Origin of the sequence: Streptomyces sp. NPDC051364 (assembly GCF_040682115.1) — a bacterium.
GTDB lineage: Bacteria > Actinomycetota > Actinomycetes > Streptomycetales > Streptomycetaceae > Streptomyces.
On record NZ_JBFBAH010000009.1, the window covers coordinates 24,478 to 43,555 of the forward strand.

A 19,078-nucleotide genomic window follows, 5' to 3' on the forward strand; every position below is an offset into this window, starting at 1 on the left:
GAAGCCGGCGTCGGCCAGGACGGCGGTCTGAGGTCCCCCGATGCGGTCCGGGTCGCGGTGGTAGTCACTGTGCGCCAGGGCCGGCAGCCGGCGGTCGCCGTGCGCGCCGAGGAGGGTGGCGTCCCAGGAGGCCAGGGACACCTCGTCGTCGGGGGTCCAGGTACGTTCCACACCTTCACAGCGTCGGCCTCACCGAAGCCGAACTTCCAGGCGCAGCCGATGCACGTGGCATGCGGGTGGGCGGGTACGACGAGGCCGCCCGCCTGCCGGACGGCGCGGGCGAAGCGACCGAAGCGGCCGTCACGGGCCCGGTAGCGCCAGTTGATGAAGGTGCCCGGGTCGGTGCCCACGGCCAGGACGTGGCCGGTGCGCGTGGTGACCTCCTCGCCGGTGAGGACGAGCAGACGGTCGGCGGCGGCGCCCGCGGAAGCCGCGGCCGCCGAGCGCGGTGCCGCGCTGGTCGAACAGGCCGATGTCGAGGGCGTTGCCCGGGGTGCCCGGCGGGGTCGGCGGCCTGTCGTAGCGGTAGGAGACGCGTAACTCGCCCACGCCCGGCGGGACGTCGAGCGGGACGTACCCGAAGTCCGGTGCGCCGGGCGGGATCGTGCCGCGCAAGGTCGTGGTGGTGGTGGTGGTCGGCTCGGCTTCCGCGGCCGCGGCCGTGACGGAGGAGGAATTGGCTGCGACGGCGGTGGACGAAGCGGCTGCCTGTGCCAGCAGTGCTCGTCCACTGAGGGCCATGGCACCCAGGATCGCGGGGAAAGGTGAATCCGGCGTGAACGCGCCTCCGCCGAAGGCGACCTCTCAGGTCCTCCCGTACTCGTCGTGGCGGCGCAGCCAGAAGGCCTCCTCGCCCTCCTCGTGGCGACCCATCGGCGTGCGGTCGAGGAGGCCGTAGTAGGCCATGGCAGGCTCAAGGCCGCGCGCGGTGGTGACGTAGGTCCGGTAGACGGTGCCGTCCCACAGCGCATAGGAACTCAGCCCCGGCCCCTCGGTGACGTACTGGAGCACGTCAGTGCCGGTCGCCTGCGCCATCCGACTCACGATCGGCGGAATCTCTCCCCCGAGGAACGGCCCCAGCTCCTCCTCGGTGTACAGGAAGCCGAGGTCGCGGTGGAAGTCGCCGCCGACGGTGGAGACCCAGTCGAAGCTCCAGCCCATCCGCTCCCTGTAGGCAAGGAGCTTGTCGCGGGGCGCCCGCGAGGAGCAGATCAGCGTGACGTCGCGGGCCTTGAGGTGGACCACGTTGGGGTCGAGGGTGTCCGCGATCGAGGAGCAGACCGGGCATCCTGCCGCGTAGGGCGGGCCGAACATGAAGTGGTAGACGAGCAGCTGCGAACGCCCGTCGAAGAGGTCCGCGAGCGACTTGGTTCCGTCTTCGGTCTCGAAGCGGTAGTCCTTCTCGACCGGCACCCAGGGAAGCTCCCGCCGCTTCCGCGCGAGCTCGTCGCTGCGTCGGGTGAGCTGCTTCTCCTCCACGAGCAGCTCCTGTCGGGCTGCCTGGAATTCCTCTTGTGTGCCGACCCTGTGCTCGGGCATTGCCTTTCCCTCCTGTGTGGGAGCAGAAGACCGCATCGCGGCGGGTCGTCACCCGCAGCGGCTGTCAGCATTGCCTGCACCGGCGTGCCCGTCCCGGCCTGTCTCCACCGTACGCGCGCGGGGGCGGCAGGACCCAGCCGAGGTCCCTCGGCGCCCAGACCGAGCTCAGTCCTCAGTCCTACCGGGGCGCTCGCCGGGGAGCCAGTGGAGGGCGAACCAGAGTTCCATCCGGACGTCAGGGTCGTGGAGGTCGGTGCCGAGCAACTCGGCTACGCGGCCGATGCGGTGGCGCACGGTGTTGCGGTGGACCTGGAGTGCGGTGGCCGTCTGGTCCCAGCTGCAGTGCAGGGCGAGCCAGCTGCGCAGCGTTTCCAGCAGGGCGGCGGGTCCGGGCGGGGCGGCGGTGTCCAATGGGGCGAAGCGGGTGCGGGCCAGCGCGGTGGCGTCGGCGGGGTTGACGATGCTGTGGACGCTCTGCTCTTCGGCGCGGTGGTGTGCGACGGGCTCACTGGTGGCGAGGGCGCGCCGCAGGGCCCGTTCGGCCTGCGTGTGGGCGACGGGCAGGTCGGTGGTGGCCACTGGCGCGCTGAAGCCCAGTGTCCAGCCGAGCCGTGAGGCGGCCTCGGCCTCGTTGGCGTGTCCGCCGGGGATCAGGGCGCGCAGGGCGTCGCCGTCGAGGTCGACCCTGCGGGCGTGTGCGGCACCATCGTGCCGCGCGGAGGGGCACAGGGGTGTGAAGCGCGCACGCGGGCCGACGGCTACGGGCTGTCCTCCCGCAGGCGGAATCCGGTGACCAGGTCGGGCCGGATCCGGATGGTTCCCGATGCGGTACCCGCGGCCCACGGCCGGAGCAGGTGTGCGTAACGCTCGATCTCGGCGGGGTCGCTGACGGCAGTGGCGTAGCCGGTCACGACCACGCTCCATCCCAGGTGTGACCGCGGATCGATAGCGTCCGCTTCGTACGCGACGACGATACCTGCGCCTTCCTGGGTCGCGAGAAGGGCTGCCAGCGTCGAGCCGTCCTGAACGCGGACGATGATGTCCCCCGCGTCGAGAAGGTGGTTGACAGGACGGACGGCGGGCAGCGCATGCCTGCTGAAGACGATGCGCCCCAGCTCAACGGAACCCAGCAGCTTCAGCGCCTCGTCGGTAGGCAGATCCTCCACGCGTCGCTGCGCCGTCCGGAGGGCAGCCGGAGTGGGGGCCGTACCGACTCGATGGCTCTTCATCGTGGGCACCTCGGTCGAGCAGGAGGACGTCGGTCGCGCATCCGTTGTGAGCTCGGCGGCAGCGGCCGCAGAGGGATGTCTCCTGCCAGGGTCTCCGGGATGCACTCGTTCGGACATGGGCCGGTCGGACCCCAGAGGGGGCCACAGGGCCCATGCCCGGGATGGGCCGTACCCCCAAGACTGGAGGCACACTCGAACCAAGGAGGCTGTTCATGAGCACCACCTCCTCCACCCGCTTCGCCACGGCGCTGCCCACCGATCGCCGTTCCCAACTGATGGAACTGGCCCACGAGGTCAATTTCGACGAGGGGACGCATCTCTTCCGCGAGGGCGGTCACGCCGACCGGTTCTGGATCGTCCGGTCCGGCACCGTGACCCTGGACGTCCACGTGCCCGGGCGGCGCGCCGCCGTCATCGAGAGCCTCGGCGCCGGCCAGCTGGTCGGCTGCTCGTGGCTCTTCAAGCCCTACTCCTGGCGTCTGGGCGCCGAGGCGATGACGCCAGTCCGCGCATACGAATTCGACGCGGCACGCGTACGGATGCTGATGGAGGCCGACGCCGCATTCGGCTCGGCCCTGGGCCACTGGGTCGGGGAGGTTCTCGCCCACCGGCTGCAGGCGGCCCGAGTCCGGCTCCTCGATCTGTACGCGCCCTACGGCAGCGGCAGCTTCCTCTGACCATCCGTACGGCGAAGGAGCCGGCCATGCCCGCATCCCGCTACACCGTCAGTGACGTCATGACGCACACCGCGATCGCCATCGGCCGTGAGGCGTCCTACAAGGAGATCGTCGAGCTGATGCATCAGTGGAAGGTCAGCGCGGTTCCCGTCCTGGAAGGGGAGGGCCGGGTCGTCGGTGTCGTCTCCGAGGCGGACCTCCTGCCGAAGGAGGAGTTCCGGTGGACGGATCCCTCTCTGCCCGATCAGCTGGAGCAGGCGTCGAAGGCCGCCGGGGTGCTGGCCGAGGAGCTCATGTCGAGCCCGGCGATCACCGTGCATCCCGACGCTCCCGTCGCCGAGGCCGCGCGGATCATGGCCCGCAAGGGCGTCATGCGCCTGCCGGTCGTCAACGCGCTGGACATGCTGGAGGGCGTCGTGAGTCGCAGCGACCTCCTGAAGGTGTTCCTACGGCCCGACGAGGAGCTTGAAGAGGAGATCCGCCAAGCCGTGCTTGCCGAATTGGCGCCCGGTACGACCTTGAATTTCGTCGTGCAGGAAGGCGTCGTCACCTTGTACGGCCCGCTGCGGGACCGCGCCCTGGTGTCGCTTCTCGCACGAGCAATCCGTACGGTCGAAGGTGTTGTGGACGTCAGGATGGACCTGGACAGCACGCTCGGTGCGGCCGCCTAGTCCTCGCCTAGTCCCCACCGTCGGCAAGTAGCTGGCCGCGCCATGGGGTGCACTGCATTCCCTACTGAGACAATCCGACTGAAGACGCGCATTTCGGACCAAACCTGGGGCGATCATGGCCGACGATTCGAACGCCTCCGCCGAGGCTCCGATCAAGGTATTCCTCCTCGACGACCACGAGGTGGTCCGGCGAGGACTGCATGACCTCCTGGACGCCGAACCGGACATCACTGTCGTGGGTGAGGCGGGCACGGCTGAGCAGGCGCTGGCCCGCGGACCGGCACTGCGCCCGGACGTCGCCGTGCTCGATGTGCGTCTCCCCGACAGCGACGGGATCACCGTGTGCCGCGAGCTGCGCTCGAGGATGCCGGACCTGGCCTGTCTGATGCTGACCTCGTTCGACGACGAGGACGCCCTGCTGGACGCCATCATGGCGGGTGCCGCCGGATACGTGCTGAAGCAGATCAAGGGCTCGGACCTCGTCTCAGCGGTGCGGACGGTCGCAACCGGCCAGTCCATGCTGGACCCGGCCACCACCGCCCGCCTGATGCACTCGCTCCGCGATCCGGACGTGGCCAAGGAGCCCGAGGACGCCCGGCTTGCCGGCCTGTCCGAGCGGGAGCGGGCCGTGCTGGAACTCATCGGCGAGGGCCTGACCAACCGGCAGATCGCCAAACAGCTCTACCTGTCGGAGAAGACGGTCAAGAACCACATCTCGCGGCTCCTGGGTAAGCTGGGCGTCGAACGGCGGGTCCAAGCGGCCGTGATCGCGGCCCAGGTCCACGAGCACGAGCACGACATCGGCGATCCGAAGCACTAGGCAGCCGACAGGCACAGGTCACGGCGATGGTGGTGTCAGCGGTACCCACCACTCCAGATGGGTCCCCCGTTCCCCTGCACCCCGCGCAGCGACCGCCATGCTCCCACCGAGCTTCTCGGCACGCTCGGCGAGGTTGCGCAGTCCGCTGCGCCGGCCGCCGCCGGGCAGGCCGATGCCGTCATCGGTCACCGTGACCGTCAGCGTGCCGTTTGCCGCGACGACGGAGACCTCCGCACGGGTGGCCCGCGCATGCCGGGCGACGTTGGTCAAGGCCTCTCCGATGACGGCGAGGACCTCTTCGGCCACGGCCGCGGGAACGTCGGTGTCGATCAGCCCTTCCATGCGCAGTGCCGGGGTGAACCCGAGGATGGCGGCAGCCCCGTCGATGGCCTGGACGGTTCGGGAGCGCAGTTTCGGAGGCATCCCGGGCGCTTCGTGTTCGCGAAGCCCGAAGATGGTGGATCTGATGATCTTGATGGTGGCGTCGAGGTCGTCGACGGCCCGCGCGAGCCGTTCGGAGGCTTCGGGGTGGTCGACGAAGCGCTGGGCGCTCTGGAGGGTCATGCCGGTGGCGAAGAGTCGCTGGATGGCGAGGTCGTGGAGGTCACGGGCGATGCGGTCGTGGTCTTCGAGCAGGCTCATCTGCTCGGCGTCGTGGCGCCGGTCAGCCAGCTCCAGGGCGAGGGCTGCCTGGCCGGCGAAGCCGGGCAGGGGGGCGACCTCCGCGGGAGCGAACACGGGGCGGCCGTGGTGCCTGGCCAGCATCATGACGCCGCTGAGTTTCTCCTTGGTGCCGACGGTGACGGCGACGGCCGGGCCGAAGCCCCTCCAGCGTTCGGGCTGCGCGGTGACCCGTTCGTCGGTCGCCACGTCCGCGACCGTGATCAGGCCGTCGTTGGCGAGGGCGGCTTCGGCGAGGGTGCTCTCGGTGCTGGGCAGGATGATGTCGCGGTGTGCCTCGGCGCCTTCTCCGAGGGCGAGGGAGCCGTGTAGCTCTCCCGTGGGGCCGAGGAGGTAGAAGACGCCCATGTCCGCGCCGGCGATGTCCTTGGCGCGCTCCATCATTCCCTCGAGGACCTCGTCCCGGGGCGTGCCGGAGAGCAGGGCGCTGGTGATGTCGGAGCTGGCCGCCAGCCAGCGCTCGCGCAGCCGGACCTCCTCGAAGAGGCGGGCGTTCTCGATGGCGATGCCGGCCGCGCCGGCGAGGGTGGACAGGACCGCTTCGTCCTCCTCGTCGAAGTCGGTGCCGCCGCGCTTCTCGGTGAGGTAGAGGTTGCCGAACACCTCCTCACGGACCCGGATGGGGACGCCGAGAAAGGAGTGCATCGGCGGGTGGTGGGCCGGGAAGCCGTACGAGGCGGGGTGCTCGGAGAGCTCGGAGAGCCTCAGCACTTCCGGGTGACGGATCAGCTCGCCGAGGATGCCGTGGCCGGAGGGCAGGTCGCCGATCTGCGCGCGGAGCTCGTCGCTGATGCCGACGGGGAGGAACTGGGCGAGCTTCTGCTCGTCGCCGATGACGCCGAGGGCCCCGTATTCCGCGTCGACGAGGACGACCGCGGCCTCGACGATGCCGCGCAGTACCTGGGGCAGGTCCAGTTCACGCCCGACCGACATGACGGCTTCGAGCAGACCGTTCAGCCGATCCCGGGTGCCCCTGACCTCGTCCATCCGCACCTGGAGCTCGTCGAGCAGTTCGTCCAGCCGCAGCCGTGGCACGCCGCTTCCCTGGGCGGACCGACCGCCTGCGCTCATGTCGCACCTCCGGGCGGCAGCAGCCGTGGCACGCCGCTTCCTTCACGGTAGTCCCGGCCGGGTGGGCGTGCCGTTCAGCCGGTGCGGCCAGCTTCGTGCCGGCGGATGGCTCGGGTGGCGGCGTGGGAGCCTCGTGCAGGTGCCGGACGTGCGCGTCGGGGCCGGGGAAGAACACCGTGGTTCGGCCTGTGTCGGACCAGCACACGTCGTAGGGCGGGGTGCCGTCCGCGTGGTGCAGGGATACGACCTCGCCGTCGCGTCCCGGCGTTCCGACGGCGGGGCCGCCGACGACGATCTGGTCGCCCACTTCGGCGTGGATCCCGTTCCCGGGGGTGTACACGTTCATGATCATGACCTTCTTCGGAATGCGGCCCGCAGGAGCCGGGCGGCGAGGAACGCGGAGATGGCGGCTGCTGCCGCGAGCCAGATGCCGGACCAGCCCACGGGCCGGGTCTCCAGCAGCGACTGGAGCGCAGGAACGTACAGGGCGGCCATCGCCAGCAGGGCGGAAGCGGCCACAGCGGCCGGGAGGAAGAGGTTTTCCCTGGTCAGCAGCCGGGTCCGTAGTCCCAGGGCCACACCCAGCTGGGCCCCGAGGAGGGCGAGGAAGAGCACGCTCTGCCAGGGGAGGTCCATGGATCGTGCGGCGACGCCGGCCAGCAGGCTGGCAGCCGTCACGGCCGCGGCCAGGACGAGGAGGCGTTGCCACACGCCCGCGGCGAGGATGTGCTGGCCCGGGGGCCGGGGCGGGCGTCGCATGGCTTCCGGGGCGACGGGTTCGGCGCCCATGGCCACGCCCGTCAGACCGTGGGTGAGGAGGTTGATCCACAGGATCTGGCCGGCCCGCAGGGGCAAGGGCAGGCCGAGCAGCGGTCCACTGAGCATCACCAGGATCTCGGCGGTCCCGCCCGCCATGGCGTAGACGAGGAAGCGCCGGATGTTGTCGTAGACGCGGCGGCCTTCCTCCACGGCCACGACCACGGTGGCGAGCTCGTCGTCGGTGAGGACGAGGTCGGCGGCCTGGCGGGCCACCTCGGTGCCGCGGGCACCCATGGCGACGCCGATGTCGGCCTGGTGGAGGGCAGGGCCGTCGTTGACTCCGTCGCCGGTCATCGCGGTCACGGCGCCTCGGGCCCGCCAGGCGTGGACGATGTCCAGTTTCTGCTGCGGGTCGGTACGGGCGAAGACGCGGATCGCGGTGAGGTCGGTGTCCGGGGCTGCGGCCAGCTCCGGACCCGTGAGGACCTCGCTGCCCGGGCCGTCCTTGACGAGGCCGGTGCGTACGGCGATGGCGTGGGCTGTCGCCGGGTGGTCGCCGGTGATCAGGATCGGGGTGATGCCTGCCGCACGGCAGGCCGCCAGGGTGGCGGCGGCTGCTGCTTTCGGCGGGTCGCTGATCGCGAGCAGGCCGAGCAGGCGCAGTCCGTGCTCCGCCTCGGCAGCAGACGGGGACCGGGTCCGTTCGGCGGTGGCGACGGCCAGGACGCGAAAGCCTTCGGTGGCCATCTCGGCGGCCTGACGGCGGGTGGTGGCAAGAACCTCGGACGGATCGTCGAGCAGCTCCGGGGTGAGGACGGCTTCTGGGGCCCCTTTGAGGCAGATGAGGGTAGTCCCGTCAGGGGTCCGGTGCACGGTGGTCATGCGCTTGCGCCCGCTGTCGAAGGGCACTTCCCCGGTACGGGGGTGGGTCTGGCGCAGCTCGGCCGGGCCCGGGCAGCCGGCTTTGGCAGCGGCTGCCAGCAGTGCGGCCTCCATGGGGTCTCCGACGGCTGTCCAGACGTCCGACCTCTCCGCCGGCGGCCTCAGGCCTGCGTCATTGCACAGGGACACCGTAGTGAGCAGTTCCCGCACCGGTCGCAGCTGCTCGGCCGTGAGAAAGTGCCCTTCGATGTCCAGGTCCCCGTAGGGCTCGTATCCGGTGCCGGACAGGGCGATCGCGCCGGAGGGAAGCCATACCTGCTGGACGACCATGCGGCCCTCGGTGAGGGTGCCGGTCTTGTCCGTGGCCAGCACGCTCACCGAGCCCAGCGTCTCGACGGCGGGCAGGCGCCGGACCAGCGCCCCGCGGGCCGCCATGCGGCGGGCGCCCAATGCGAGGGCGAGGGTGACCACGGCGGGTAGGGACTCGGGCACGGCAGCGACGGCGAGGCTGATCGCTGTGACGGCCATCGTGCCCAGCGCGAACCCGCGCACGAGGCCCAGGGCGAAGAACAGCACGCACAGGGCCAGGGTCACGGCGGCCAGGATGCGGCCGAGGGAGGCGAGGCGGCGCTGGAGCGGTGTCGGCTCGTGGCCGCCGTCGACGAGCGCCGCGATCCGGCCGAGCGCGCTGGCTTCACCGGTGGCCGTGGCGGTGGCGATACCCCGGCCGCGGACGACGACGGTGCCGGCGCTCACCGTCTCGCCCGAGGTCTTGTCGACGGGTTCGGATTCGCCGGTGAGCATGGATTCGTCCATCAGGAGCGAGGACGCCTCGGTGATGTCCGCATCCGCCGCGACGATGTCACCCTCGCCCAGCAGCAGGCTGTCGCCGGGCACCACGAGGGCTGCGGGCACCTCGCGACCGGCTCCGTCGCGCAGCACCCGGGCATGTGGGGCCGAGAGTGCCGAGAGTGCGGCGACCGCGTGGTCCGCCCGGACCTCTTGGGCAACCCCGACGGTGGTGTTGAAGACGACCACCAGGCCGATGATGACGGCGTCCGGGTGGTCACCGATCGCGATGGTCAGCAGGGCGGCACCGAGCAGCACCATGATCAGTGGATCGCGGAGCTGTGCCAGCGCCCGCTGGTGGATCGGTGTCGGTGGGGGCGGTGCCACCTCGTTGCGGCCGTACCGGACCAGTCGGCGTTCGGCCTCGGCCTGTGTCAGTCCCGTCGGGGCGGAGGAGCCGACAGAGGCCGTGTCGATCGCTCGGCTGGTCATCGCGGGCTCAACCGGTGGGGACGGTGATCACCGGGCAGTGCGCACGGTGCAGGAGGCCATGGACGACGGATCCGATCCGCATGCCCGTGTATCCGCCGCGTCCGCGGCGGCCCACGATAACGGCCAGGGCGTGCTTGGCGGCCTGGGCCAGCTCCTCGACCGGGTGGCCTGTGAGGACCTCGTGGGTGACGTGCACGTCCGGATACTTCTCGGACAGTCCGGCGGTGGCCTCGGAGAGCAGGGTGCGCTGTGCCCTCAGCGCCACCTCCTCTTCGTCCAGCATGATCAGCGGGCGCTGCCAGACGAAGACGACCCGCAGCGCCGCGCCCCGGAGGTCGGCCTCGTCGAAGGCGAAGGCCAGTGCGGCCGTGGCGGACGCGCTGCCGTCGATACCGGCGACGACGTAGGGCGGCTGCTGGCTGATGTGCTCCGCGTCGCCCACCACGACGACCGGGCATTCGGCCTGGGCGGTGATGGGGACCACGAGTGAGCCGGCGCTGAAGAACTCCGCGGTGCGGCTCAGATGGCGGGAGCCGAGTACGACCATGCGGGCGTCCCGCGCCACGCCACCGAGGACGGGTGCGGGGAAACCGCCCAGCAGATCCGCGGTGACGGCCACCTCGGGGTGGCGGTTGTGCACCCAGTCCTCGGCCTGTGCCAGTCTTTCGGCCCCTGCCTGCCGCATGGACATCTGGCCGGGGGCGTCGTCTACGTGATGGATGTCGTGCTGCGGCGGCACCGCGAGCACCAGGCGCAGCGGCAGCCTGCGCCGCTGTGCCTCGTCGGCGGCCCAGGCCAGGGACAGGTGCCAGTCCCTGACCGGGTCGATGCCCACGACGATGTCCCGGGTTCCTGCCTGGTGGCTGGTCATGACGGGCTCCCGAAGTCGCTGCCTGTCCGGGGGATGAGGAGGACCGGGCAGTGGGCGTGGTGGACCAGGCTGTGCGTGGTCTTGCCCAGGTTCGGGGCGAGTCCGAGGGGTCCGGGGACCCGGCGGCCGCCCATGACGAGCAGGTCGGCATGGCGGGACGCCTCGACGAGGACGCCGGCCACGGAGATGCTCTTCTCCGCACCGGCATCCACATCCACTTCGGGGAACTCCTCACGGATCACGTCCGTGACGGCCCGCAGGGTCTCTGCGTGCCCGCCCGCGATCTCGTCGATGCCGTCGAGCATGCTGACCACCTCGCCGACGGACTGGAGCACGTTCCACACGTGCAGCAGCCGCAGCGAAGCCTTGTGCAGTTCGGCTTCCCGGGCGGCGTACCGGGCGATCAGGAGATCGTGCTCGTCGCGCACGGCCGCGAGGACGCTGCCGGTCTCCTCGGCCCCGTCGATGCCTCGGACGACGATGACGGGCGTCGAGGCGACGGCTGCTGTATCCAAGCCTACAGAGCCGAGCATGAGGGAGTTGAAACCGCCCAGGCCGCGGTTGCCCACCACGATCGTGCCGTGCAGCCCGCCGGCCCGGTGCAGGCTGTCGACGGCGTCCGCGCGGCTGAATTCCGTGGTCACGGGCAGGCCGGGGTACTCGGCCGACACGGCCTTCGCCGTGTCGTCGAGGAGCTCCCGACCGTTGACGCGGACCCGTTCGATGGTCTCCGCCGACAGGTACAGGGCCCGGCCGTCGGTGTCGGCGCCGAAGACGATGTGCAGGGGGCGGTCGCGCCGTACGGCCTCCTTGGCCGCCCAGAGAGCGGCAGTGCGTGCCGACTGCGAGCCGTCCACGCCGACGACGACCGAGCTGGTGTCCGGGGTACGGAATGCGCTTTCCACGATTCCTCCCAACCGAGAAGCCGATGAGGGACACCACTCACGCTGGCACCGTCGGTGCTCCTGGGCGAGGGCCGCCCGGGACCACCGCTGGGGCCAAAGGTCCCCATCAACCGGCCGGGGCCCTTACGGGCCCCAGGACGGGACCGTTCGGCCCTCGATCACCGGAAGGCCCCGACGGATGGTGGGGGCAGACCCCACACCGGACATCGGTCTCGCGTGACACGGCGGAGCAGGAGGACCTCATGAAGCACCTGAAAGTGGCGGACCTGATGACCGACGAGGTCGCCTCCGTAACACCAGGCACCCCATTCAAGGACGTCGCGAAGCTCCTCGCCCAGTACGACATCACGGGAGTCCCGGTCCTGGACGACCAGGACCGTGTGGTGGGTGTCGTTTCGCAGACGGACCTGCTGGCGCACACGGCCCGGCACAACAGCGCAGTGGCCGTGCCGCCCAGCGCGGGCGACGTCATGTCCGCGCCCGCGGTCACGGTCCACCCCGAAGAAACAGTGGCCGACGCCGCCCGGCTGATGACCCGCCGGAGCATCGAACGCCTCCCCGTCGTGGACGTGGAGGACCGGCTCGTCGGCATCGTCACCCGCAGGGACCTGCTGCGCACGTTCCTGCGCCCGGACTCCGAGATCCGTCGGCGAGTGACCGACGAGGTCCTCGCGGAGGTACTCGGTGTGCCGACCGGTGACGTAGACGTGCACGTGGTGGACGGCATCGTCACTCTCGGCGGCGAGGTCGAGCTCCGAAGTCAGCTCCCCGTACTGCGCAACCTCGTCGAGCACCTCGACGGGGTCGTCGCCGTGGCATCGCGTGTCACCGCCCGCACCGACGACACGGCAACCGCTCAAGCCGACCGCGCTCGCCATGCGATGCCGTGGTGACGGGGCGCCGACCGCGCGAAGGAAGTAACTGCCATGAAGGACCATGTGAGTGTCGGAGTCGATGGCTCCAAGGAGAGCCGGGCAGCAGCACACTGGGCCGCGCAGGAGGCCGTCGTGCGGCAGGTGCCTCTGCGACTGGTGCACGCGGTCGACTGGCTCTTGGACCCCGTTGTCCCCGGTCTGGACCGGCAGGACGCAGAGCAGTGGGCGGACAAGGCCCTGACAGAGACCTCAGAGGAACTGCACCGGCGCCATCCGCAGCTGGAGATCACCACGCGCAGCCTCAAAGGCCGACCGGCGGCCGCCCTCGCCGCGGAGGCCGCCGACGCAGGGCTGCTGGTACTGGGCTCCCGAGGCCTGGGCGGGCTGGTGGGCTTCATCATCGGCTCGGTGGCGATGTCCACCCTGGTCGCAACCGACACTCCGGTCGTTCTCGTGCGCGTCGCCGACGACCCGGACGGCCCGGGCACCGGTTCGAACGCCGAGGTCGTCGTGGGTGTCGACATCCACGAAACCTTCGACCACGTACTCGACTTCGCCTTCGAAGAAGCCGCCCGGCGCAACTGTCCGCTGCGGGCCGTGCACGGGTGGAAGATGCCCTCTGCCTACAACTACGTCCCCTTCTTCGACCCGGACAACGAACAGGACATCGGCAGGAGCGTCACACACTTGGTGGACGACATGCTGCTGCCCTGGCAGCACAAGTTCCCCGACGTGGAAGTCAGCCAGAGTGTGTTCATGGGATCCGCGGGCGAGCACCTCGTCCGGGCTTCGCAGGGCGCCGGACTCGTCGTCGTAGGACGCCATGTGCGCCGCTCTCCCCTTGGCGCGCACCTGGGTTCGGTCGCCCACGCGGTCCTGCACCACGCAGCGGCACCGGTGGCCGTCATCGCCCACCGGTGAAGGGGCGATCTGCCTCGGCCCCGAACGGTGCACCCTCCTCACCATCTCAAGTCCAGAAAGCGGCTGCCGGTCGTCGACTCGGAAGGCCGTGTGGTCGGCGTACTCAGCCGCAGCGATCTGATCCAGCTGTTCCTCCGCCGCGACCACTCGATACAGGAAGAGATCCTCGAGGACGTCCTCACCCGGACGCTCCACCTCGCTCCTTCGGCCATCACCGTCGATGTCGAAGACGGCATGGTGACCCTCAGTGGCACCCTGCCGCAGCCCGGACTGCTGCCCGTGGTGGTGCGCCTCTGCCAGAGCGTCGACGGGGTCGTCGACGTCGACAGCAGACTCACCTGGACCGAGACCAAACAGAGCTGACCGGGGAGGAGGGCCGATCGGTCCCCGGTTGGACCGCTCGGACCTTCCCAGGGGCAGGGCAAGCGGAACAGCCTGGAAGTAGCCGTCCATCCGACTCCAGGAGGAACACACCATGTCGAACTGCATCAGCGTAGGGCTGGACGGATCGAGCGCCGGCCTCGCCGCCGCCGACCGGGCCGCGGCGCGGCACTCACCGTGGTCGGCCGGCGTATCCGCCGCTCGGCACTCGGCACCCGCATCGGGCCCATCACCCACGCGGTGATGCACCACGCCCCTCACCGGTCGCCGTCGTGGCGCACGGCTGAGGCCGCACAGACAGGACCAATCCCGTGACCGCAACACACTTCGACCTCGACCCCGACACCGCGGCCCGGCTCGTCGGCGACGCCGTCACCGCCCCGTCCATGCACAACGCCCAGCCATGGAAGTTCGTGTTCCGCCCGGGCAGCAGCGTCCTCGCCCTGTACGGCGATCCGGAACGTGCCATGACGCGAACCGACCCGAATCACCGCGCTCTCCACCTCGGTTGCGCCGCGGCGCTGTTCAACTTGCGCGTGTCCGCGGCCTGGAACGGTCGCCCGGTCAGCGTACGACTCCTGCCCGACGACTCCGATCCATGGCTCCTCGCCACGGTGACCCACGACGAAGCTGCGGGTGGGGATCACGATCTGGCCGCCCTGCACGACGCCGTCCGACGTCGGCACACCAGCCGGTACCCCTTCAGCGACGAGCCGGTACCGACCGCACTGCTGGACGGTCTGGGGGCCGCAGCCCGCTTGGAGGGCTGTCGGCTGACCGTCCCGAGCACGTGGCACATCGAAACCGTGCTCGGGCTGGTGCGGGATGCGGAGCACCACGAGGAGATGGATCCGCTCGCCCAGGCGGAGACCGCCGCCTGGACCTCCCAGGCGCAGGGCGCAGGGGGCACGCGCAGCGACGGCATTCCCGCCGCCGCATTCGGCCCGAAGAGTTCCGGCGGCCCGGCCCCCGTACGCGACTTCGGCCGGGCCCAGCCGGTACCGGACCGCGGCTGGGCCGTGTTCGAGAAGCGGCCGCAGCTGGCCCTGCTCAGCACCACGGGAGACACGAAAGGCGACTGGCTGCGGGCCGGCCAGGCGTTGCAGCGCATCCTGCTCCAGGCCACTACCGACGGCCTTGCCACCTCGATGACGTCCCAGCCCCTGGAATGGCCGGAGCTGCGGTGGACGGTCCGCGACCCGGTCGCGGCCATGGGCCACGTGCAGATGGTCCTCCGTCTCGGCTACGGCCCCGCAGGCCCCGCCACGCCCCGCCGCCCCGTCTCCGAGGTTCTGGAAATCCGAGAGTAGACGCCACCGGCGTCTGCCGCGGTTCAGTCCTTCCCGAGCGTGGCCGCGTGGTCGGGTACGGCGGTCTGCAGGTCCTTGGACGGACGCTCGTAGCCCGTGGACCGGGGCCTCGGCGGCAAGGTCAGCGAGGGTACGGCCACGTCCGCGTAGGGAACCGAGGACAGCAGATGGGCCATCATGTTGATCCGCGCGCTGCGCTTGTCGTCGCTCTCGACCACGTACCATCGGGCATCCGCCGTGTCCGTGTGGACGAGCATCTCGTCCTTGGCCCTCGAGTACGCCTCCCAGCGCGTGAGGGACTCCAGATCCATCGGGGAGAGCTTCCACCGGCGCAACGGGTCCTCCGCACGGGCGCGGAACCGCTCCTCCTGCACTGCATCGCTGACGGAGAACCAGTACTTGCGGAGCAGGATCCCGTCCTCCACCAGCATCCGCTCGAAGACCGGACACTGCCGCAGGAAGAGCTGGTGTTCCGCAGGCGTGCAGAAGCCCATGACGTGCTCGACCCCGGCCCGGTTGTACCAGCTGCGGTCGAACAGGACGATCTCGCCGGCGGCGGGCAGATGCTCGACGTAACGCTGGAAGTACCACTGGGTACGCTCCCGCTCCGTCGGCGTGGGCAGCGCCGCGATGCGTGCGACACGGGGGTTGAGGTGTTCGGCGACGCGCTTGATCGTGCCCCCCTTGCCCGCGGCGTCACGCCCCTCGAAGACGACGACCAGGCGGGCGCCCTCCGCGCGCGTCCACTCCTGGAGCTTGACCAGCTCCGTCTGGAGCCGCAGCAGTTCTCTCTCGTAGACCGCCTTCTTGAGGCCCATCGCCGTCTCCGCCCCTCTGCCGTCCGGTTCTGCGATCAAGTCAGTCACGGCCAACGGCCGTACGCAACGACGCCCCTCACGCCTCGGCGTGTCGCGACACCCTCGTCCTGCCGGCGTTCCCGCTCGCCGCATCCGGCCCGGCAGCGGCGACCCCTGGCCTGCCGTTCCCCGCCCCTGCAATGCCGGGCTGTCGATACGCTGAACCCGCACGGGGCGGGCAGTGAAGGGGAATCACGTGGGTGTGGGGGATCCGTTGACGCAGGTGCCTCGGATGCGGCTGGACGAGCTGCTCGACGAGCTCCAAGTGCGTATCGATGCCGTACGCGGGACCCGCGACCGGGTGCACAGCCTGCTGGAGGCCGTCGTCTCGGTGGGCCGCGAGCTGGATCTGGCCCAGGTGCTGCGGCGGATCGTCCAGGCAGCGGCTGTGCTCGTGGACGCCGACTACGGGGCGCTCGGGGTCATCGGCCCCGACGGCCGCACCCTGTCGCAGTTCCTGACCGTGGGACTCACCGAGGAGGCGATCGCCGAAATCGGTCCCCTGCCTGCTGGTCACGGTCTGCTCGGGGAGGTCATCCGCCACCCGGAGCCCTTGCGCCTGCAAGATCTCGGCGCCCACTCCTCGTCCTACGGTTTCCCGCCGCACCACCCGCCGATGCGCACGTTCCTCGGTGTGCCGATCCGGGTGCGGGACGAGGTGTTCGGGAATCTCTATCTGACCGACAAGCGGGGCGGGGTCGATTTCGACACCGAGGACGAGACGGTGATCTCCACCCTCTCGGTAGCGGCGGGCGTGGCGATCGACAACGCGCGGCTGTACGAGGGGTCGCAGCGCCAGCAGCGGTGGCTCAAGGCCAATGCGGAGATCACCGAGAGCCTGCTGTCGGGCAGTTCCCGTCCGGCGGTGCTGGAGCTCATCGCCCTCCGGGCCCAGGAGATCACGGGCACCCGGATCTCGGACATCTCCATGCCGGTTCCCGGCGCAGAGGGGTTGTTCGTGGAGTTCGCGGCCGGTGCGGACAGCAAGGCCCGGCAGGGACTCGTCGTCCCCTTCGCGGGATCCCTCTCGGGAACCGCTCACCGGACCGGGCAACCCGTCACGGTCGTTCACGCCTCGGACGACGACCGCTATCCGGCCGATGTCCAGAGACAGGGCGGGCTGGGTCCCGCCGTCGCGGTCCCGCTGGGCACCGCCGGCGGAGAGAGCAGGGGCGTACTCCTGCTCGCGCGCGCAGCCGGCGAGCCCGTCTTCGGCGAGAACGAGTTGGAGCCGCTCGTCGCCTTCGCGGGTCAGGCGGCAATCGCCTTGGAGCTGGCGGAGCGGCGGCGCGACGCCGAGCAGATAGCACTGCTGGAGGAGCGCGACCGGAGCGCGAGGGACCTGCACGACCTGTCCATCCAGCGGCTCTTCGCCACGGGCATGACCCTCCAGAGCGCAGCACGGCTCGTCGAGCACGAAAGGGCCGCCGAGCGCGTCAGCCGTGCGGTCGACGACCTGGACGAGACCATCAAGATCATCCGATCGACGATCTTCGGTCTGCGCACCAAGGACCGCGAGAGCGGACCGGGTCTGCGGGCCCGCGCTGCCCGGGCCGTGGGCGACACGGCCACCACCCTCGGCCATCCTCTCGATCACCACGAGAACCAGGGCCCAACGGTCCCGAACCGGGCACCGGTTTCGGACACCGCCATGGTCAGGCCACCACGAGCCGCAGCATTCGGTCGGCGCCGAGCACCCGCATCGACTTGGCCACCAGAGGCGGCACGTCAATCAGCCGGAGCCGGGTTCCGGCCGAGTGGCAGCGGTGGTGCACGCGCAGGAAGAGGTCGATGCCCGCGCTGTCGCAGAAGGAGATCCCGGACAGGTCGAGGACGAGGCTGCGGTGACCGGATGCGGCAAGGGCGGTGAGTCGGGGTTCCACCTGCCCGGCCGTGTGGAAGTCGAGTTCTCCTGCCAAGGTGACGCGCACCTCGCCGTCGTTCCTCACCGCAGCCCTCAGTTCGATCAAGGTGGTCGTCATGGAACCTCCACGCTGCGTGCGGCTCTGCGGTCGAGCCGCCCCTTTCCCCGTGCGGCACCAGCTCACCGCACACAGACCGACCCCGGGAAGGTCCACATGCCCCCCGCGCAGGGCCGAAGGTCCCTTTTCCCCGGGTGCCCCATCGCGCGGAAAAGGGGCCGGATGAGGGCCGATCGGCCCTGTCCGTTCGGCTCCTTCGGCAGGCAGGATGCGGGAGTTCGTGCTCCCAGGACGAACCCAGGCGAAGGAGTTGCGTCATGACCGACAGCGGTGGCCCCTCCCCCACCAGGACGCCGATCACGGTCTTCCTCCTCGACGACCACGAAGTCGTGCGCCGAGGGGTGCACGACCTGCTGGACGCAGAGCCCGACCTGAACGTGGTCGGTGAGGCGGGCACGGCGGAACAGGCGCTGATCCGCATCCCCGCGCTGCGCCCCCAGGTGGCGATCCTCGACGTACGGCTCCAGGACGGCGACGGCGTGAGCGTCTGCCGTGAGCTGCGCTCGCGGATGCCCGAGCTGGGCTGCCTGATGCTCACCTCGTTCGACGACAAAGAGGCCCTGCTGGACGCCGTGATGGCGGGCGCCTCCGGATACGTGCTGAAGCAGATCACCGGAACCGACCTGGTCACCGCCGTCCGCACGGTCGCGGCCGGCCAGTCCATGCTCGATCCCGGGGCCACGACCCGGCTGATGGCCCGCATGCGCGGCGACGTGCCCAAGGAGGAGCAGGTCCCCGGTCTCCCCGGCTTGACCGACCGGGAGAAGGAGATCCTCGTCCTGGTCAGCGAGGGGCTCACCAACCGGGAGATCGGCAAACGGATGTACCTCGCAGAGAAGACCGTCAAGAACATCATCTCGCGCCTGTTCACCAAGCTGGGTGTGGAGCGCCGCGTCCAAGCCGCCGTGATCGCCAGTCATACGCTGATCCCGCCGAGTCAGCACCCCGTCCCGACCACGGCATAGCCGACGGCCGGGCACGCCGTACCGTCACGTGCCCGGCCCTCCCGCCTGGCCCGGGCCGGGTCAGGAGTGCAGAACCACCGCGACAGGACAGCAGGTCACGTCGCACGGCTTCCCGTGCGGCCCAGTCCGCCGCGGCCCGGCTCTGAGGGGATCCGTCCACTCCGGCAACCAGGGTGCGCTTCACGAGTCTGTCCTCCGTACCGATGCCGGGGCATCGAGGTCGGTCGCGGCGCCGGCCGGGGGGACCCGCACCGCTGACCCCACCCTCGCGGCTGGGCGTCATGGCACACAGGGGCCAACGGTCCCTCCCCGGGGCCGGTCCTCCCCTCGCGGCAGCGGCTCGGGGAGGGCAGTGTGGAGGCATCGGCTCAGTCGACGAACGTCCCGGACCGTCGCACGCA

Annotated in this window: 16 protein-coding genes and 6 pseudogenes; 10 read left to right on the forward strand and 12 right to left on the reverse strand. The window is 70.5% G+C overall.

What is annotated here, in order from left to right:
• Nucleotides 1-9: 9 nt before the first annotated feature.
• From AB0M76_RS20375 to AB0M76_RS20390, 4 genes and pseudogenes are all read right to left on the reverse strand, one after another.
• Nucleotides 10-741 (reverse strand): annotated as a pseudogene (locus AB0M76_RS20375) (CehA/McbA family metallohydrolase); the annotation flags it as partial.
• Between the two features lie 63 nt (nucleotides 742-804).
• Complete coding sequence (locus tag AB0M76_RS20380; protein WP_365954183.1) at nucleotides 805-1,539, reverse strand: DUF899 domain-containing protein; 735 nt, start codon at nucleotides 1,537-1,539, stop codon at nucleotides 805-807.
• A gap of 165 nt (nucleotides 1,540-1,704) precedes the next feature.
• Nucleotides 1,705-2,118 carry a helix-turn-helix domain-containing protein gene (locus AB0M76_RS20385; protein WP_365954184.1) on the reverse strand — a complete coding sequence of 138 codons (414 nt, stop codon included), beginning with the start codon at nucleotides 2,116-2,118 and terminating at the stop codon, nucleotides 1,705-1,707.
• Between the two features lie 179 nt (nucleotides 2,119-2,297).
• A complete protein-coding gene (locus AB0M76_RS20390) occupies nucleotides 2,298-2,768 on the reverse strand; it encodes a pyridoxamine 5'-phosphate oxidase family protein (RefSeq protein WP_365954416.1) in 471 nt (156 codons plus the stop codon).
• 212 nt (nucleotides 2,769-2,980) lie between these two features.
• Here AB0M76_RS20390 and AB0M76_RS20395 point away from each other — a divergent pair, with 212 nt between their 5' ends.
• The 3 genes from AB0M76_RS20395 (at nucleotide 2,981) to AB0M76_RS20405 (ending at nucleotide 4,936) form a co-directional block, all read left to right on the forward strand.
• The gene (locus tag AB0M76_RS20395; protein ID WP_365954185.1) at nucleotides 2,981-3,445 is read left to right on the forward strand and encodes a cyclic nucleotide-binding domain-containing protein; all 465 of its coding nucleotides are present in this window, start codon (nucleotides 2,981-2,983) and stop codon (nucleotides 3,443-3,445) included.
• Nucleotides 3,446-3,471: 26 nt separating this feature from the next.
• Complete coding sequence (locus AB0M76_RS20400; protein ID WP_365954186.1) at nucleotides 3,472-4,116, forward strand: CBS domain-containing protein; 645 nt, start codon at nucleotides 3,472-3,474, stop codon at nucleotides 4,114-4,116.
• A gap of 115 nt (nucleotides 4,117-4,231) precedes the next feature.
• Entirely contained in the window at nucleotides 4,232-4,936 is a 705-nt protein-coding gene (locus AB0M76_RS20405; RefSeq protein WP_365954187.1) for a response regulator transcription factor, read from the forward strand.
• An 18-nt stretch (nucleotides 4,937-4,954) separates the two neighbouring features.
• Here the strand turns inward: AB0M76_RS20405 and AB0M76_RS20410 are convergent, their stop codons facing one another.
• From AB0M76_RS20410 to AB0M76_RS20430, 5 genes and pseudogenes are all read right to left on the reverse strand, one after another.
• Nucleotides 4,955-6,688, reverse strand: coding sequence for a GAF domain-containing protein (locus tag AB0M76_RS20410; protein WP_365954188.1), 1,734 nt, complete (start codon nucleotides 6,686-6,688; stop codon nucleotides 4,955-4,957).
• Nucleotides 6,689-6,824: 136 nt separating this feature from the next.
• A pseudogene (locus AB0M76_RS20415) lies at nucleotides 6,825-7,007 on the reverse strand (DUF1918 domain-containing protein); the annotation flags it as partial.
• A gap of 29 nt (nucleotides 7,008-7,036) precedes the next feature.
• Nucleotides 7,037-9,610 carry a cation-translocating P-type ATPase gene (locus tag AB0M76_RS20420; RefSeq protein ID WP_365954189.1) on the reverse strand — a complete coding sequence of 858 codons (2,574 nt, stop codon included), beginning with the start codon at nucleotides 9,608-9,610 and terminating at the stop codon, nucleotides 7,037-7,039.
• A 7-nt stretch (nucleotides 9,611-9,617) separates the two neighbouring features.
• Complete coding sequence (locus tag AB0M76_RS20425) at nucleotides 9,618-10,481, reverse strand: universal stress protein (protein ID WP_365954190.1); 864 nt, start codon at nucleotides 10,479-10,481, stop codon at nucleotides 9,618-9,620.
• A complete protein-coding gene (locus tag AB0M76_RS20430) occupies nucleotides 10,478-11,386 on the reverse strand; it encodes a universal stress protein (protein ID WP_365954191.1) in 909 nt (302 codons plus the stop codon). The genes AB0M76_RS20425 and AB0M76_RS20430 overlap by 4 nt, the downstream gene beginning before the upstream one ends.
• Before the next feature lie 242 nt (nucleotides 11,387-11,628).
• Between AB0M76_RS20430 and AB0M76_RS20435 the strand changes: the two genes are divergently transcribed.
• The 5 genes and pseudogenes from AB0M76_RS20435 to AB0M76_RS20455 all read left to right on the forward strand — a co-directional run bounded on the left by AB0M76_RS20435 (nucleotide 11,629) and on the right by AB0M76_RS20455 (nucleotide 14,873).
• Complete coding sequence (locus AB0M76_RS20435; RefSeq protein ID WP_365954192.1) at nucleotides 11,629-12,279, forward strand: CBS domain-containing protein; 651 nt, start codon at nucleotides 11,629-11,631, stop codon at nucleotides 12,277-12,279.
• Between the two features lie 33 nt (nucleotides 12,280-12,312).
• A complete protein-coding gene (locus tag AB0M76_RS20440) occupies nucleotides 12,313-13,182 on the forward strand; it encodes a universal stress protein (protein ID WP_365954193.1) in 870 nt (289 codons plus the stop codon).
• 57 nt (nucleotides 13,183-13,239) lie between these two features.
• Nucleotides 13,240-13,545: pseudogene (locus tag AB0M76_RS20445) on the forward strand (BON domain-containing protein); the annotation flags it as partial.
• A 180-nt stretch (nucleotides 13,546-13,725) separates the two neighbouring features.
• Nucleotides 13,726-13,850 (forward strand): annotated as a pseudogene (locus tag AB0M76_RS20450) (universal stress protein); the annotation flags it as partial.
• A 24-nt stretch (nucleotides 13,851-13,874) separates the two neighbouring features.
• Nucleotides 13,875-14,873, forward strand: coding sequence for a nitroreductase family protein (locus tag AB0M76_RS20455; protein ID WP_365954194.1), 999 nt, complete (start codon nucleotides 13,875-13,877; stop codon nucleotides 14,871-14,873).
• Nucleotides 14,874-14,896: 23 nt separating this feature from the next.
• On the opposite strand, the gene ppk2 is transcribed toward AB0M76_RS20455, so the two are convergent.
• A complete protein-coding gene (gene ppk2 / locus AB0M76_RS20460) occupies nucleotides 14,897-15,691 on the reverse strand; it encodes a polyphosphate kinase 2 (RefSeq protein WP_365954417.1) in 795 nt (264 codons plus the stop codon).
• Nucleotides 15,692-15,962: 271 nt separating this feature from the next.
• Between ppk2 and AB0M76_RS20465 the strand changes: the two are divergent.
• Nucleotides 15,963-17,318 (forward strand): annotated as a pseudogene (locus tag AB0M76_RS20465) (GAF domain-containing protein); the annotation flags it as partial.
• Nucleotides 17,319-17,385: 67 nt separating this feature from the next.
• Here AB0M76_RS20465 and AB0M76_RS20470 read toward each other — a convergent pair.
• On the reverse strand, nucleotides 17,386-17,712 hold the full coding sequence (locus AB0M76_RS20470) for an STAS domain-containing protein (RefSeq protein WP_365954195.1): 327 nt from the start codon (nucleotides 17,710-17,712) through the stop codon (nucleotides 17,386-17,388).
• 257 nt (nucleotides 17,713-17,969) lie between these two features.
• On the opposite strand from AB0M76_RS20470, the gene AB0M76_RS20475 reads away from it, so the two are divergent.
• Nucleotides 17,970-18,677, forward strand: a complete 708-nt coding sequence (locus AB0M76_RS20475; RefSeq protein ID WP_365954196.1) for a response regulator transcription factor — start codon at nucleotides 17,970-17,972, stop codon at nucleotides 18,675-18,677.
• A gap of 94 nt (nucleotides 18,678-18,771) precedes the next feature.
• On the opposite strand, the pseudogene AB0M76_RS20480 reads toward AB0M76_RS20475, so the two are convergent.
• Nucleotides 18,772-18,861, reverse strand: a pseudogene (locus AB0M76_RS20480) (universal stress protein); the annotation flags it as partial.
• Between the last annotated feature and the right edge of the window lie 217 nt (nucleotides 18,862-19,078).

Bases quoted from the DNA above. Each gene is read 5' to 3' on its own strand.
- AB0M76_RS20380 (WP_365954183.1), bottom strand. From the start codon at position 1,539: ATGCCCGAGCACAGGGTCGGCACACAAGAGGAATTCCAGGCAGCCCGA.
- AB0M76_RS20390 (WP_365954416.1), bottom strand. From the start codon at position 2,768: ATGAAGAGCCATCGAGTCGGTACGGCCCCCACTCCGGCTGCCCTCCGG.
- AB0M76_RS20395 (WP_365954185.1), top strand. From the start codon at position 2,981: ATGAGCACCACCTCCTCCACCCGCTTCGCCACGGCGCTGCCCACCGAT.
- AB0M76_RS20400 (WP_365954186.1), top strand. From the start codon at position 3,472: ATGCCCGCATCCCGCTACACCGTCAGTGACGTCATGACGCACACCGCG.
- AB0M76_RS20405 (WP_365954187.1), top strand. From the start codon at position 4,232: ATGGCCGACGATTCGAACGCCTCCGCCGAGGCTCCGATCAAGGTATTC.
- AB0M76_RS20410 (WP_365954188.1), bottom strand. From the start codon at position 6,688: ATGAGCGCAGGCGGTCGGTCCGCCCAGGGAAGCGGCGTGCCACGGCTG.
- AB0M76_RS20420 (WP_365954189.1), bottom strand. From the start codon at position 9,610: ATGACCAGCCGAGCGATCGACACGGCCTCTGTCGGCTCCTCCGCCCCG.
- AB0M76_RS20425 (WP_365954190.1), bottom strand. From the start codon at position 10,481: ATGACCAGCCACCAGGCAGGAACCCGGGACATCGTCGTGGGCATCGAC.
- AB0M76_RS20435 (WP_365954192.1), top strand. From the start codon at position 11,629: ATGAAGCACCTGAAAGTGGCGGACCTGATGACCGACGAGGTCGCCTCC.
- AB0M76_RS20440 (WP_365954193.1), top strand. From the start codon at position 12,313: ATGAAGGACCATGTGAGTGTCGGAGTCGATGGCTCCAAGGAGAGCCGG.
- ppk2 (WP_365954417.1), bottom strand. From the start codon at position 15,691: ATGGGCCTCAAGAAGGCGGTCTACGAGAGAGAACTGCTGCGGCTCCAG.
- AB0M76_RS20470 (WP_365954195.1), bottom strand. From the start codon at position 17,712: ATGACGACCACCTTGATCGAACTGAGGGCTGCGGTGAGGAACGACGGC.
- AB0M76_RS20475 (WP_365954196.1), top strand. From the start codon at position 17,970: ATGACCGACAGCGGTGGCCCCTCCCCCACCAGGACGCCGATCACGGTC.